The following is a 12457-nucleotide window of genomic DNA, read 5'->3' on the forward strand; positions in this document are numbered from 1 at the left end:
GCTCCGGTCCGGTTCCGGGATGTGGCGCAGCTTGGCAGCGCACCTGGCTGGGGGCCAGGGGGCCGCAGGTTCAAATCCTGTCATCCCGACGAGGCTGGGCAACCCGATCTGCCCCAGGTTCGCGCCCCTCCCGGTGATGGCCCGGGTGCCCGGACGGGCAGTAAACAGCGCATGACGGGGTGTAGCTCAGCTTGGCAGAGCACCTGGTTTGGGACCAGGGGGCCGCAGGTTCGAATCCTGTCTCCCCGACGGCTGCACGGGTGACACCGTGCAGGACAGGGCCGGAAAGCCCCTCCCGGTATAGCCGGGCAAAGCTTCCAACTGGGGGTATGGCGCAGCTGGTAGCGCGTCTGCATGGCATGCAGAAGGTCCCGGGTTCGAGCCCCGGTATCTCCACACAACAAATACGGGGGCTTAGCTCAGCTGGTAGAGCGCCTGTCTTGCACACAGGAGGTCGCGGGTTCGAGCCCCGCAGTTTCCACGACGGAATGCCTGCACAGGGCATTCCGGTACCAACCCGGATGAGAAAGGAGAGCAGCGGTGATCAACTGGTACTCAGACGTTGACGGCGTCTACAACGCGTACACCGACCACAGGTTTGACCCCGCGCCCCGGTCGGCGTCCGGCTGGGACGGTAACTGGAATCCGATGGAAATCGGCGGGGCGTTCCCCGGCTGGTGGTCAGAAGAGATGGTGCAGGAAACAGACCGTCTCATCGGCCATCCGCTGGTGTCACCCCGGTGGCTCACCACCTGGGAAGAGGGGGCTCCGGAGCAGCTGGTGCCGGCGCTGTCCATTGCCGGCGGCGCCATCTGGCCCGTCATTACCGGCGTCGAATACGACGATCCCATGAACTGGCAGTGGTGGAAGCTCGCAGCCCTGAAGAATGACCTGGCAGCCACAGAGCCGGATGCCTTCATCTGGATTGAGGACGACGTCCCCTTTGACCCGAAGGCCATCCAGTGGCTGCAGACCGTGCCGATACCGCATCTGGTTATCTCCCCGAAGACCGCTGTCGGCGTGACCAGGGGCCACACTGCGGAGATCGAGGCGTTTATCGGTGAGATTTCGGCCAGTCTCCGCACACATAGGGAATGAACGCCCGCAGACGACGGGCACAGCCGAAGGAAAGACAGCCGGGAAACCGGCACTGCCCCTATAGCTCAGTTGGCCAGAGCTGCGGACTTTTAATCCGAAGGTCCCTGGTTCGAATCCAGGTGGGGGCACGGAAAATGACAGCCGGAAAGACGGCATCTGCCCCTATAGCTCAGCTGGTCAGAGCATCCGACTCTTAATCGGAGGGCCCCTGGTTCGAATCCAGGTGGGGGCACGCAGCAGTAAAGAACCGCGGCAGGACGAACCAAACATGAATGCCGGGAACTGACACTGTGCCAAACGGGGTGCCATCCCTGTCGGAAGAATCCGCGAACCTGGCCGTAATCCGCTGTTGACGGCGAAGGGGGTTGCACCCCGGAAGCCAGGCACCTGAAATGGTGGTCCGATCACCGGTAGGAGCGGCCAAACCCGCCGAGGAACCGCAAACCTGGCCGCAGAACCACAGGCGCTGAAGTCCGGGCCGCAAACCCGGCCGCCGATGCAAGAACCCGCAAGGGAATCCAAGCCTGTGGCGGCTGCGAGAGGTCGATTAGCTCAGACGGTTAGAGCACCGCCCTGATAAGGCGGGGGTCCGGGGTTCAACTCCCTGATCGGCCACATGGAAACACGAACTGGCCAGCAGCTCGCAGATGCGAACCTGGCAAGCCAGAACCTTATGGTTGACCAGCTCACTGCCCTGCGGCACGAGCACGGCCTGACCCTCGAAGAGGTGTCCCGGCGCTGCAGCGCAGAGGTCGGGGAGGTGCTCGCCTTTGAGCGTCACGGCAAAGCCACGGCATCCTTCCTGCGCCTTTATGCAGCAGCGGTTGGTGCGGTGGTTCAGTTCAGTGTTTCCAGGGCCGGGTAACCGGCCGTAGTCCCCTGTAGCTCAACTGGCAGAGCGGCTGACTGTTAATCGGCAGGTTCCTGGATCGAGGCCAGGCGGGGGAGCGATGCGGTACAGCCGTAGACGCGCATTGACGGGCGGTTTCCCGCCGCCGCGGATATGCCCGGTAAAAGTCCGGACCTGGAGATGTGGCTCAGATGGCCTAGAGCACCCGCCTGTCACGCGGGAGACCGCGGGTTCGAATCCCGTCATTTCCGCAGCAATACGGCCCCGCTTGGTCCCGGTGAGAGTCCGGATAGTCCCGATTCGTCCAATTGGCAGTGACGCCGGCCTCTGGAGCCGGAGATTGAGGTTCGAGTCCTTGATCGGGAACGCATTTCAACACTGCAGGTCACAAAACCTGCCTGTGTAGCTCAGCGGATAGAGCGCCTGCCTCCGGAGCAGGAGGCCGCAGGTTCAAGTCCTGCCACGGGCACGCACCATGAAGCACCAGGCCCCCATCGTCTAGCGGCCTAGGACACTGCCCTTTCAAGGCAGCGACACGGGTTCGAATCCCGTTGGGGGTACGCAGCAAGATAAGGGCATCCCGGGTTTTCAGCCCCGGAACACGCCCCCATCGTCCAGCGGCCTAGGACACCGCCCTCTCAAGGCGGAGACACGGGTTCGAATCCCGTTGGGGGTACGCAGCAAGACCCGCCCTGGTAGCTCAGCGGATAGAGCGCCTGACTACGGATCAGGAAGCCGCAGGTTCGATCCCTGCTCAGGGCACGCAACACCAATCCTCCATAGCTCAGCCTGGCAGAGCAGCGAACTCATAATTCGAAGGCCGCTGGTTCAAATCCAGCTGGAGGGACTCGGGGCACTGCCCGCCTGACCCAATGGAAGAGGTGCCGGCCTCAAAAGCCGGAAGGTCCGGGTTCGAGTCCCGGGGCGGGCACGGCGACACAATAGGCCGCAGGCCCAAAAGCGTGTATGAATGATCTCTGCTGGAGATCGAATGAACGCTTTTTGGGGGACACCATGCTGCGCAACCTTGCTGCCGCAATGACCGTACTGGCCGCAGGCGCTGCGCTAACCGGATGCTCAGCTCTCGTGGGGGCGCCGGCTGAAATCACCGGGGCTGAATCCCTGCGGGACGCGTATGTCAGCGCCGGCGGAATCTGCGAGGACTGGGAACAGCACAACGAAGGCATCCTGTCCACCGAATCGGGAAGGTGCGGGGAGGAAGCAGCCCTCAGCTTCTTCGACGACATGGAGGACATGAAGGAGCAGCTTTCGTTCTTTGACCTCATGGAAGTCACGTACCTCTCGGGCGAGAACTGGATCATCAACACCAGCCAGTTCGTAGATGATATTGATGCCGGCGAAGCAACGGCGGCGAAAATGGGCGGCACCTACACCGCCGGCGAGAAGTAAGCCGGAGATCCAGGCACAGGATGCGGCCAGCGCAGTGAGTCTTACCGACTGGTGAGAGTTCGACGCTGATCCGCACACATGGGGGTAGAGCAACCAGCTCACTTTTCCTTCCAGGAAGCGAGACCCTCATGACGTACTTTGGCGGATGCCCACTTTCCGAGCACGACACCGACGAAGACGCCAGCAACCACCGCATAGCCAAAGGCTCGTGGCGGGAGGCGACCTGCGAGGAGCGCGACGCAGCCTTCGAAAGCGCGGACCCGAAGACCTGGTCATCTCTGTCCGACACAGAAGGCATGTACGGGGAGAAGCTGATGTTCACTGAATGGGGCAGCCGGGACGGCAGGACTCCGGTTGCGGCGGACGTCAAGTACATCGAAGAGGGCAAGCCCTGCAGGCACATGGTCTACGAGGTGGCTACCTAGCCTGCCAACCAAAGCGCTGCGGCGCCAAGCCTGTATAGCTCAGCGGCAGAGCGCCCGCTTCACACGCGGGAGGTCCGAGGGTCGGCACCTCGTACAGGCACAGGGGTTCAGCTGCGCCCCGGGATCTGAGACCTCCCGAAGCACAAGGGATGCCCTGGCCCCAACCGGGGCATCCGCCCAGCCTGACTAGCTCACCGGCAGAGCGCCCGCCCGACACGCGGGAGGCACGGGGGTCGGCACCCCGGTCAGGTACGCAACATCCCCTACGAATGGTGCCCCCAGGAAGAGGAACCGATGTCTGCACTGCAGAAGGTCCGCAACCTTGCCCGCTGGGCGTGGGACAAGGATCAGGAGCTGGTTACATCCGGCCGCAGCCTCGACGGGTACCACCCGCGCTCGGGGCTTATCGACCGGGCATGGATCCGTTCCTGCCTTCACCCGAGGGTTGAGGACCGTGCAATCGACAAGGCCCTGCGGAACCTGGTCGAAAACGGCGAGCTGGAGCTGGTCAACACCGGTTCCAGGGAGCTGTACCGCTTGGCGGAGCCAAGCTTCGACAAGTAATCCGTATGCTGCCTGCCCCGGGCGACCGGGTGCCGGCGGTGCCTCCTTAGCTCAGTTGGCCAGAGCACCGTACTTGTAATACGGGGGTCGCCGGTTCGAATCCGGCAGGGGGCTCGAGGGGGCTGGCCATGTCCCCCAGCGGTGAAGCCAAGGGAAAGGCAAGCCTGGACGCGCTAACGTCCGGGGGCGGCAGAACCTTGGCCTGACGCGCACAACTGCCCGGCGGGCTTTAGCGGGCCCGTCGTCACGCCCTGTTAGCTCAGTTGGTAGAGCAGCCGTTTCGTAAGCGGCAGGTCGCCGGTTCAAATCCGGCATGGGGCTCGCTGTTCGCAGGATCTTCCAGCGGACAACTGCCGGCTGGTGTAACAGTTACACCGCGCGTGCAGCGTGGAGGTCGCGGTGAGGATCCGCGGCCGGCAGTGCACCAACTTCACCCCAAGAGAGGCATCACAGTGAGTTCTCGATACGTCAGCGAGGCGGTCAGCACAGCGCTGCACATACTGCGCGGGATGGACATCCTGCCGTACGAAGGCATCTTCGAGCAGCTGTTCGATCGGTGCTCACCCGGCCTGACTTTGTCACAGAAGGTCGTTCTCTACCCCCAGTTCCGCCAGGCGGTTGAACCGGAACTGCTTCGCCAGGTCCGGAAGACGGGCCTGTTCGGAGTCGTAGACGGGTACTGGACGTACGTGGCAGCCAGCGAGCTGCTCCAGGAAGCCAGAGCCGGTGACTATCTCACGCCGGAGGAAGTTCGCCTTGAGGACCGGGCTTTGGGTCGGAACTAGGGCGTTACCAGGAGGATTAGCCAAGCGGCCTAGGCAGCGGTCTTGAAAACCGTCACCGGGTAACCCCCGGTCAAGGGTTCGAATCCCTTATCCTCCGCTTGCAGTACCCGGGACATCAACGTTCCGGTTCCGGAGTGTGGCGCAGTTTGGCAGCGCGCGTCGTTCGGGACGACGAGGCCGCAGGTTCAAATCCTGTCACTCCGACAAAGGGCGCGGGCAGCCCATACTGCCCGCGTCCCTCCAATGGCGGGTTCGCATTAGCGGCCTATTGCACCGGACTGGAAAGCCGGCACCGGTTGATCCCGGTCGTGGGTTCGAATCCCACACCCGCCGCCCTGGCCCGGGCACTGTCCGGGCCGCCCCGCCGATGTAGCTCAGTTGGTAGAGCGCTCGACTGAAAATCGAGAGGTCGCCGGTTCAATCCCGGCCGTTGGCACTGTGTGCACCTGCACACTTCGCGGAAGTAGCTCAGCTGGTAGAGCGCCACCTTGCCAAGGTGGAGGCCGCGGGTTCAAGCCCCGTCTTCCGCTCGATGTCCTGCTTCGGCAGGCACCCACCCCCTAGGGTGGTTTCGCCCGGTTAGCTCAGTGGCAGAGCGCGTCCTTGGTAAGGACGAGGCCGCGGGTTCAATCCCCGCACCAGGCTCGAGGTCGACGTGCAACGGCGGCCAATATGCGGGAGTAGCTCAGATGGCCAGAGCTCCTGGCTTCCATCCAGGTTGTCGCGGGTTCGAATCCCGTCTCCCGCTCTGGTGCAGGCCTGACGGCCTGCACCCCTGGTGTTTGTAGCTCAGTGGCAGAGCGCCCGGTTGTGGTCCGGGAGGTCGCGGGTTCGAATCCCGTCATCCACCCTAGAAGGCGCCGCAGGACGCCTGTGCAGACCTCCGGCAGGATCCGCACACATTGAAAGCATGAAGCAGCCAACACTTGAGCAGTGGAATGCACTGCCTGAAACCACGACCGCGATCATTCACAGCTTCGGCAGCACGCGGACCGTTATGAAGGTCGATGAGGAAACGGACGGACTGCTGGGCCGGCACTTGGCCGGACCGAAGGTCTGGGAGGGATTGCTGGGCTCCGAACGCGTGGAGCTCGTGTATGTTCCCGGCGGAACTCCATCCTTCAACTACGAAGGAGAGACACTCACCCTCGGGGCCCTGCAGGGCCTGCTGCTTGCCTTCGACCAGGATGCGGTGCTGCGGATGCGCGTCGACGGTTTCCTGAGTACCCCGGGGCGTCCCTTCCACTCGGCTGGGACCGGCAATGAGGTGTCCCTGGGCATCGGTGTCCTGCGCCAGACCGTGGGAGAGTTCCTGGACATGCTGTCCTCGTACTCCCACGTGAACCGCGAGCCGGAAGAGCCCCTCATCCTTCGAGCGGGGCTGCCCGTGCGGATCCGGGAGCGCAACGAGTTCAGCGCTGATTCCTGGGCGATCACCGGCGCTGGCATGGAAGGCGGATACGTCTACCTGCAGCTCGCCTAGACCGTGGAGAAGTCCTCACGCTGCCGCACACATAGACAATGCCGGTGACTTCCGGTCACGACGAAAGGTACTGCCATGGCAAATGCTCCTGTTGCGTTTCCGGAACCTGCCCCCACGGCTGAGGAAATCCTGGACGTGATGAGCAATCTCGATGGAACCAGTTCCTCCGTAATCTCCATGATGACCGGGTTCTCTGCCGAAGAGCTCAATGAACTCGGCGGAGTTCCGGAAAGCTGAAGCCGGCACCTGCAGCACTACCACCAGCTAGCCCGGGGGCATTGCCGGGCAAAGAAGAGAGCTATGAAGAACACGAAAATTGGCATAAAGAAGCTGAACCCGAACGCCCAGGTTCCGGAGGTGGCAACACCCGGTGACGCCGGTGCCGACCTTCGCGCCCTGGAATCCGGTGTTATCCCGGCCCGTTCCCGCGCAGCTGTGGGGACCGGCATCGCCATTGAGCTGGAGGCCGGCACGGTCGGCCTCGTCCACCCGCGGTCGGGACTGGCTGCGAAGAAGGGCATCACCGTCCTGAACGCCCCGGGCACGATCGACTCCGGGTACCGCGGCGAAGTGAAGGTTCTGCTGCTGAACACCTCTGACGAGGACTTCGAGTACGAAGCGGGGGAGCGCATCGCCCAGCTTGTCGTCCAGGAATACCTGGAGCCGACTTTCACGGAGGTGGCCTCCTTCAGCGAGTCCGTCCGCGGCGAAGGCGGCTTCGGGCATACCGGCACCAGGTAGCCATGCAGGGTGAGAGTGCAGCCACTGAGGTGAAGGGCATGGACCGCGTCCGGGAGATGCTTGCCGCGGGGGAGCGCTCCCATCGGGTGACCTGCAGCGACCCTAACGATCCTTCCCGCCGGACGCTCTACAGCGACACGGTGGACCTGGCGCGGGCCCTGGAAGCAGTCGAAGCCGTTGTAGCTGCGGCAGAGGAGCGCTACGGCGATGCCGGAGCGGCCCTGGGCGGGGAGATCCTCCAGGCGATAACCGATGCCGTCGAACTCCATGAGAGCGTACGGTTCGTGCCGGGGCGGGGGAGGCGCTACTAGCGCACCTCCGTGGGGAACAAAAAGGGGCCGGAAGATGACTTCCCGCCCCTTTTGCATACCCTAGGACGCCTTCTTGAGGACCTGCAGGCCTTCCACCTTCGGGAGCGTCCGGCGCTCCGTCCAGGCCGGGGCCATGTCCTTCCAGTCATCTTCAGGGACCAGCACGGTGCGCGGGTTCAGGGGGTTCTCGTCGTTGACCTTGCCGTCCGCGGGGATGTCCGACAGGTCGACTGCCACCATTCCCGGGTACCCCTCCGGCTCGAGGTCCAGACGAAGCATCCGGTCATGGGTCTCAGCGCGCGGTGCCAGGAATTCACGTGCGGCGATGATGTCTGACTCTTCGGCAGTGATGGGTCTGAACTCGGTGAGCCCGTAACGCTCCGGATCCTTGCCGACGACCGCGGTGTACTCGTCGGGAAAGTAGCGCCGGGCTTCACTGTGGGCGTCCTCGAACTTCAGCCGGGAAAGGTCCTTGTAGTGGGTGACCGCAGCCACGCTCCAAGCACAGTCCTGCTCGTACCAAGAATCGGCCCTCCTCCATGCCGGATGAACCTCTGCCTGGCGCTTCCGGGAGAGCTTGTAACCGCCGTGGCCGGCCGTCCACACGTCATCAATGCCCGGGGCCAGCACGTCATGGTTCTCGATGGTGCCCCACGGGGACTGGGCGCCGATCTCCAGCTTGTTGTGCTCGTACTGCAGGGCACGGGTGCGCAGCTGCTTGCCGCGTTCCTTGCCGGCTTCGGCAGAGTCGACAACGTCCCGGGCCAGGCTCACCGGCCGGCTGCCGCGGTAGTCCACAACGTCCAGGTTGTAGTCCTCGCTGCGGATGTCCTTGGAGATCTCGATACGGACCCCGTCAGCCATCGAGACAAGCTTGTTGGTGTACTCATCGCCGTCGGTGTCCCACTCGGTGCCGTCCGCGTCACGCAGAGGGTTGGGAAGGGGAATGAGGTTGACGGGCGACTCGGCGTGGACAGTTTCAGCGAACCGGCCGATACGGTCCCGGGCCTGCTTTTCGTTGGAGTTGATCATGCACCTCTGTGTGCGGCTGCAGGCACCCGGGCACAGGCAGGGCGTGACTATCACTTACAAGCCGTCCGGAAAGTCGACTACCGTGCAGGTGCCGGTCCCCCAGCTGAAGGACCGGTAGGGCAGGCCCGTCTCGGGACTGACGGTACACAGCCGGCCGCGGAGACATTCTCACCAGTTGCCGCACACATGGGTAGTGCAGGTGCTTCCCGAGCGGAGCCCGGCCGGGTTCTTCGCCCGTCGAACGGCCCCGCGGGGTGCGTAGTTCGAGATTGAAGCCCGGTGCCGTTCCGGGACATCAACGCGGTACAGGCTGTGACTGCTGTTCGGGGCGGAAGCGGCCGCCAAGGCTCATGAGGCTAACGGTATGCCGTCACCCGAAAGGGATGAGATGCGGGTTCGACTCCCGCTGGGCCTGCGATCGGCTACAGAAAGGGGTGCGCCATGTGTCATCCGGGTTGGTAGACGTTCACCGCCTGACCCTTCGGGGCTGGGCAACCAGGGGATGACGGGTTTCGACATCCTCCGGTGCATTCAGAAAGAAGCGGGTCCAGAAACGCACGGTCATCTGGCTAAACAGTCCGGGCACCCAAGAGATGCCAAGTCCGCAACTCGCTCCGACTACGCCCTCGCCGTTTAACCCGGCCGGGACCTAAGCGTGGTCTGTCTCATCCTGCACCAGGCAACCGGAACTCGGCCGCAGGATAGGCATCAGCAAAAGGAGTCCTGAACGGCTGCAGCGCTGCGGGCAGCCGTTCGTACCAGCAGCTAGACCGGGTTACGCCGCTGTCCGCCGTGACGCAGCCGGGTCGATAAGCACAAGGCGGACTACACCCGTAGAAGAGTCTGGAGCCGGAGGATGGACGGGGGTTCAACTCCCCCCATCTCCACAACCCACCGCGGAAGCAGTGGAACCTGGCACTGTAGGCGAATTGGCAAAGCCGTCGGTCTGCAAAACCGGAGTTTGGGGGTTCAAGTCCCCTCAGTGCCTCAACCAAACTGCCCCGTCCAAGCGGACGGGGCAGTTTCATGTGCGCCCTGCCCTGCGCCGGGGATAAAAAGCCCCTGGTCCGCACACATAGGGAACGGAGGGCGGCAAAAGGCAGCCCCGGAATGGAGAGATACCGTGGGTGACCACCTGCATAAAGCCATCGGCTGGGCCCTGCCCCTGACTGCCGACCCGCTGGACCGGGACTCCGATCTGAGCAGGCTCACACTCGGGGACCACGCAGGCTGGCTTCGCAGCCTCGCAGGGAGAACCCACGACGAGCGAGCCGCTGATGACCTGCTGTACGAGGCGGACTCCATGGACACCTTCAGGCACCTTCGCCTGGAGAGCTGTGTCCGCCACGTACCGCAGCTGAACGGAGGCACCCTGCTGCTCATCCCGCCGGCCTACCTCAAAGACTGGTGCCGCATGGACGACGACCTGGACTGTGCGTTCGCCGAAGACGACGTCGAGAGCACCATCACCTACACCCGTTCGAATCCCTACGGCTTCTCCCATCTCTGGATGGACGCCGTGACAGGCAGGACGCTGACAGGGCCCGCAGGCGACGCAGTGACCCGCCGCGGCTCCGAGCGCGCGAACCAGGCATCCCTGCGGGTGAAGTTCGAGGGGGAAACCACCCCGGCATACGCATCCGTCGAGGAAGCCGCCAGCAGGATCGTCCCCGCCGTGCCGCCTCAGGTCACCGGACTGGTCCGGCACCTGGGCTCGTTCCTTGCACCCTACAGCCTCCTGCAGCTCAGACCCGCCCGGGCCATCTGGATCGGCTGAAGCCCCGGTGAGACCCCGTCCTGCGTCCGCACACATAGGACCTGAGCGCAGACCGCCAGGGGCTGCATGTAGAAGGGACAGTCACCATGGGCATCAGCTTCCAGCCTGAATTCAAGGCCAGCGACATCGAGCGGTTCGCCTTCACCTGCGGCCACCCCAACGGCGTAACTGCCCACATCTTCGCCACCGGTGAAGAGGCTTACTCGGAACTGTGCTCCGTGGTTTCACAGCGCGGGCATGCAGGTTCTCTTGCCGTCTGCGGTGACGAGTACTGCACCTCCGGGGCTGGAACCATGTCCCCGGCCCCGGTCACCGGAGAGGACGCTCCGGCGCTGAAAGTCTCCGGCTCCAGCGCCTACGCCATCCTTGGCGCCGCCGGACTGCCGCGTGAAGAGTGCGGCTCGGCCGATGCCGGTGAATTCCTTCGGGCCGTCAGGACAGCAGCTGTCTCCAGCAGGCAGGACAGCCGTGCCCGGTACGTGCGCGAACGCCTTCCGCAGCTGGAAGCCATCGCCCTGTTCGCCGCGGAGCGCGGCCGCGCAGTCACCTGGGGGTAGCCGGCTGGGCAGGGAGTCACCGCCTGCCGCACACATAGAATGTGACAGCGAAAACGCTGCGTTACCTCACCAAGGAGCAACTCATGGTCATGCCACGGAACCTCGTCCTCGTCCGCCACGGACAGAGCGAAGCCAACATCATGCAGAAGGCTTCCAAGGCAGGAGACCAGAGCCTCTACACAGAGGAGACCACAACGGTTCCGGACCGCTCATGGCGCCTCACTGCACAGGGTGTGCAGCAGGCCCGGACAGCAGGTGCCTGGCTCGCCGGGCAGGGCATCGAATTCGACCGTGCCATCACTTCCACCTACACCCGTACACGCGAAACGGCCGGACATATCGACCCGGACCGGCTGTGGGAGGAGAACCGCGTCATCCGGGAGCGTTCCTGGGGCGAGATCGGTTCCATGTCCAAGCAGGAGTTCGCCCGCCGCTACGCGCAGAACAAGGCATACCGCGACAGTGACCCCCTCTACTGGGCGCCGCCGGCCGGTGAGTCCATCGCCAACGTGGCAGAGAACCGGGTACGGAACATCCTGAGCACCCTGCACCGCGAGAATGCCGCGGAGAACGTCCTGATGGTCACCCACGGAGAGTTCATGTGGGCCACCCGCCTGGTGCTGGAACGCTGGAGCGACGAAGAGTTCCTGCGCCGCGATGAAGATAAGTCCGAGACCATTCACAACTGCACCGTCCTGCACTACACCTCGGTCAATCCGGTAACCGGGGAGACCGGCACCAAGCTGAACCGGGTGCGCCGCGCCTGGCCGGTACTGGTCGACGGAGAGTGGACGATGTACGTCGGTGAATGGGAAGAGTTCACCCGCCCCTACCTCACCGGTGCCCAGCTCCTGGAGGTGGCCGGCGCCAACCGTCACTTCTTCCAGGACGCAGTCGGAGAATAGGCACGGCAGGCCCGGGACCCTGGCTCCATGCCGAAGGGCCCGGGCTTTCTCTTTGCCTGCGGGATCCAGCGCGCGGTGAGATCCCTGCCCTGCTCCGCACACATAGGGAGCATGGAAGCCACAATTCAGCCCAGGTCAGAGCGTCCGTCCCCTGAACTGCGCGAACACCACGTCCTTGTCTGGTTCAACGATGCCCGCGACGTCGCTCAGCCGGTCCTGACATGCATGCACGGTCCGGTGAAAGACCCGTTCGGCTGCTTCAAGACCTACGTGGAAGCGGACGCCGCCATCCTCCCTTCCGGGTTCCAGGGCGAACGGAACCCGGACCACCGGCAGACCGGTGTTATCGAATCCTGGCCGCGCAGCGACGCTGAGGACGCGGAACTGCTGTGGGACCTCATGGACGAGGAACCCGAAATCGACTGGGAAGCCGTTCACCGCGAAACCCTCCGGCGCTTCAGTACAAATCCTGTCCACCAGCCGCTGCGCCTGAACGCCTAGCGCCATGCAGGCCACACC

Annotated in this window: 15 protein-coding genes, 29 tRNA genes and 1 other RNA gene; 44 read left to right on the forward strand and 1 reads right to left on the reverse strand. The window is 63.9% G+C overall.

What is annotated here, in order from left to right; translation table 11 throughout:
• The first annotated feature begins 15 nt into the window (after nt 1-15).
• The 37 genes from ACSLGO_RS06020 (at nt 16) to ACSLGO_RS06200 (ending at nt 7667) form a co-directional block, all read left to right on the forward strand.
• Nucleotides 16-89, forward strand: a tRNA-Pro gene (locus ACSLGO_RS06020).
• 86 nt (nt 90-175) lie between these two features.
• Nucleotides 176-249 (forward strand) — tRNA-Pro (locus ACSLGO_RS06025).
• Between the two features lie 74 nt (nt 250-323).
• Nucleotides 324-396 (forward strand) — tRNA-Ala (locus tag ACSLGO_RS06030).
• Between the two features lie 12 nt (nt 397-408).
• Nucleotides 409-481, forward strand: a tRNA-Ala gene (locus ACSLGO_RS06035).
• Nucleotides 482-540: 59 nt separating this feature from the next.
• The gene (locus ACSLGO_RS06040) at nt 541-1098 is read left to right on the forward strand and encodes an HAD domain-containing protein (RefSeq protein ID WP_436400601.1); all 558 of its coding nucleotides are present in this window, start codon (nt 541-543) and stop codon (nt 1096-1098) included.
• Nucleotides 1099-1152: 54 nt separating this feature from the next.
• Nucleotides 1153-1226 (forward strand) — tRNA-Lys (locus tag ACSLGO_RS06045).
• A gap of 30 nt (nt 1227-1256) precedes the next feature.
• Nucleotides 1257-1330 (forward strand) — tRNA-Lys (locus ACSLGO_RS06050).
• Between the two features lie 309 nt (nt 1331-1639).
• A tRNA-Ile gene (locus ACSLGO_RS06055) sits at nt 1640-1713 on the forward strand.
• A 1-nt stretch (nt 1714) separates the two neighbouring features.
• On the forward strand, nt 1715-1963 hold the full coding sequence (locus ACSLGO_RS06060; protein ID WP_436400602.1) for a hypothetical protein: 249 nt from the start codon (nt 1715-1717) through the stop codon (nt 1961-1963).
• 10 nt (nt 1964-1973) lie between these two features.
• A tRNA-Asn gene (locus tag ACSLGO_RS06065) sits at nt 1974-2046 on the forward strand.
• A gap of 78 nt (nt 2047-2124) precedes the next feature.
• Nucleotides 2125-2199: transfer RNA gene (locus ACSLGO_RS06070), tRNA-Asp, on the forward strand.
• 42 nt (nt 2200-2241) lie between these two features.
• Nucleotides 2242-2314: transfer RNA gene (locus ACSLGO_RS06075), tRNA-Gln, on the forward strand.
• A gap of 30 nt (nt 2315-2344) precedes the next feature.
• Nucleotides 2345-2417, forward strand: a tRNA-Arg gene (locus ACSLGO_RS06080).
• Nucleotides 2418-2435: 18 nt separating this feature from the next.
• Nucleotides 2436-2508, forward strand: a tRNA-Glu gene (locus tag ACSLGO_RS06085).
• 43 nt (nt 2509-2551) lie between these two features.
• Nucleotides 2552-2624 (forward strand) — tRNA-Glu (locus ACSLGO_RS06090).
• A 13-nt stretch (nt 2625-2637) separates the two neighbouring features.
• A tRNA-Arg gene (locus ACSLGO_RS06095) sits at nt 2638-2710 on the forward strand.
• An 11-nt stretch (nt 2711-2721) separates the two neighbouring features.
• Nucleotides 2722-2795 (forward strand) — tRNA-Ile (locus ACSLGO_RS06100).
• 11 nt (nt 2796-2806) lie between these two features.
• Nucleotides 2807-2879: transfer RNA gene (locus tag ACSLGO_RS06105), tRNA-Leu, on the forward strand.
• A 71-nt stretch (nt 2880-2950) separates the two neighbouring features.
• Nucleotides 2951-3358, forward strand: a complete 408-nt coding sequence (locus tag ACSLGO_RS06110; RefSeq protein WP_436400603.1) for a hypothetical protein — start codon at nt 2951-2953, stop codon at nt 3356-3358.
• Between the two features lie 128 nt (nt 3359-3486).
• Entirely contained in the window at nt 3487-3783 is a 297-nt protein-coding gene (locus ACSLGO_RS06115) for a hypothetical protein (protein WP_436400604.1), read from the forward strand.
• Nucleotides 3784-3811: 28 nt separating this feature from the next.
• Nucleotides 3812-3883 (forward strand) — tRNA-Val (locus ACSLGO_RS06120).
• Between the two features lie 194 nt (nt 3884-4077).
• Nucleotides 4078-4347 carry a hypothetical protein gene (locus tag ACSLGO_RS06125; protein WP_436400606.1) on the forward strand — a complete coding sequence of 90 codons (270 nt, stop codon included), beginning with the start codon at nt 4078-4080 and terminating at the stop codon, nt 4345-4347.
• Nucleotides 4348-4387: 40 nt separating this feature from the next.
• Nucleotides 4388-4461, forward strand: a tRNA-Thr gene (locus ACSLGO_RS06130).
• Nucleotides 4462-4595: 134 nt separating this feature from the next.
• A tRNA-Thr gene (locus tag ACSLGO_RS06135) sits at nt 4596-4668 on the forward strand.
• A gap of 131 nt (nt 4669-4799) precedes the next feature.
• A complete protein-coding gene (locus tag ACSLGO_RS06140; protein ID WP_436400607.1) occupies nt 4800-5132 on the forward strand; it encodes a hypothetical protein in 333 nt (110 codons plus the stop codon).
• 10 nt (nt 5133-5142) lie between these two features.
• Nucleotides 5143-5229, forward strand: a tRNA-Ser gene (locus ACSLGO_RS06145).
• Between the two features lie 33 nt (nt 5230-5262).
• Nucleotides 5263-5336: transfer RNA gene (locus tag ACSLGO_RS06150), tRNA-Pro, on the forward strand.
• Between the two features lie 41 nt (nt 5337-5377).
• A tRNA-Ser gene (locus ACSLGO_RS06155) sits at nt 5378-5465 on the forward strand.
• A 30-nt stretch (nt 5466-5495) separates the two neighbouring features.
• Nucleotides 5496-5568 (forward strand) — tRNA-Phe (locus ACSLGO_RS06160).
• Between the two features lie 21 nt (nt 5569-5589).
• Nucleotides 5590-5662, forward strand: a tRNA-Gly gene (locus ACSLGO_RS06165).
• Between the two features lie 43 nt (nt 5663-5705).
• Nucleotides 5706-5777, forward strand: a tRNA-Thr gene (locus tag ACSLGO_RS06170).
• Between the two features lie 29 nt (nt 5778-5806).
• Nucleotides 5807-5880 (forward strand) — tRNA-Gly (locus ACSLGO_RS06175).
• A gap of 30 nt (nt 5881-5910) precedes the next feature.
• Nucleotides 5911-5982, forward strand: a tRNA-His gene (locus ACSLGO_RS06180).
• Nucleotides 5983-6042: 60 nt separating this feature from the next.
• Nucleotides 6043-6615 carry a hypothetical protein gene (locus ACSLGO_RS06185; protein WP_436400608.1) on the forward strand — a complete coding sequence of 191 codons (573 nt, stop codon included), beginning with the start codon at nt 6043-6045 and terminating at the stop codon, nt 6613-6615.
• Between the two features lie 75 nt (nt 6616-6690).
• Nucleotides 6691-6852: a hypothetical protein gene (locus tag ACSLGO_RS06190; RefSeq protein ID WP_436400609.1), complete on the forward strand. Its 162-nt coding sequence runs from the start codon at nt 6691-6693 to the stop codon at nt 6850-6852.
• Between the two features lie 63 nt (nt 6853-6915).
• Nucleotides 6916-7356, forward strand: coding sequence for a dUTP diphosphatase (gene dut, locus ACSLGO_RS06195; protein ID WP_436400610.1), 441 nt, complete (start codon nt 6916-6918; stop codon nt 7354-7356).
• 2 nt (nt 7357-7358) lie between these two features.
• Complete coding sequence (locus tag ACSLGO_RS06200; RefSeq protein ID WP_436400611.1) at nt 7359-7667, forward strand: hypothetical protein; 309 nt, start codon at nt 7359-7361, stop codon at nt 7665-7667.
• 60 nt (nt 7668-7727) lie between these two features.
• Here ACSLGO_RS06200 and ACSLGO_RS06205 read toward each other — a convergent pair whose 3' ends face one another.
• On the reverse strand, nt 7728-8699 hold the full coding sequence (locus ACSLGO_RS06205) for a DUF7007 domain-containing protein (protein WP_436400612.1): 972 nt from the start codon (nt 8697-8699) through the stop codon (nt 7728-7730).
• A gap of 344 nt (nt 8700-9043) precedes the next feature.
• Here ACSLGO_RS06205 and ACSLGO_RS06210 point away from each other — a divergent pair.
• The 7 genes from ACSLGO_RS06210 (at nt 9044) to ACSLGO_RS06240 (ending at nt 12439) form a co-directional block, all read left to right on the forward strand.
• Nucleotides 9044-9114: transfer RNA gene (locus tag ACSLGO_RS06210), tRNA-Phe, on the forward strand.
• Nucleotides 9115-9197: 83 nt separating this feature from the next.
• Nucleotides 9198-9589: a transfer-messenger RNA gene (gene ssrA, locus ACSLGO_RS06215) on the forward strand.
• Between the two features lie 24 nt (nt 9590-9613).
• A tRNA-Cys gene (locus ACSLGO_RS06220) sits at nt 9614-9687 on the forward strand.
• Between the two features lie 135 nt (nt 9688-9822).
• The gene (locus ACSLGO_RS06225; RefSeq protein WP_436400613.1) at nt 9823-10476 is read left to right on the forward strand and encodes a hypothetical protein; all 654 of its coding nucleotides are present in this window, start codon (nt 9823-9825) and stop codon (nt 10474-10476) included.
• An 86-nt stretch (nt 10477-10562) separates the two neighbouring features.
• Entirely contained in the window at nt 10563-11033 is a 471-nt protein-coding gene (locus ACSLGO_RS06230) for a hypothetical protein (RefSeq protein WP_436400615.1), read from the forward strand.
• A gap of 41 nt (nt 11034-11074) precedes the next feature.
• Complete coding sequence (locus ACSLGO_RS06235) at nt 11075-11938, forward strand: histidine phosphatase family protein (RefSeq protein WP_436400616.1); 864 nt, start codon at nt 11075-11077, stop codon at nt 11936-11938.
• A gap of 111 nt (nt 11939-12049) precedes the next feature.
• Complete coding sequence (locus tag ACSLGO_RS06240) at nt 12050-12439, forward strand: hypothetical protein (RefSeq protein ID WP_436400617.1); 390 nt, start codon at nt 12050-12052, stop codon at nt 12437-12439.
• Nucleotides 12440-12457 lie beyond the last annotated feature (18 nt).

Origin of the sequence: Arthrobacter sp. IK3, from assembly GCF_051337705.1 — a bacterium.
Lineage (GTDB): Bacteria > Actinomycetota > Actinomycetes > Actinomycetales > Micrococcaceae > Arthrobacter_B > Arthrobacter_B koreensis.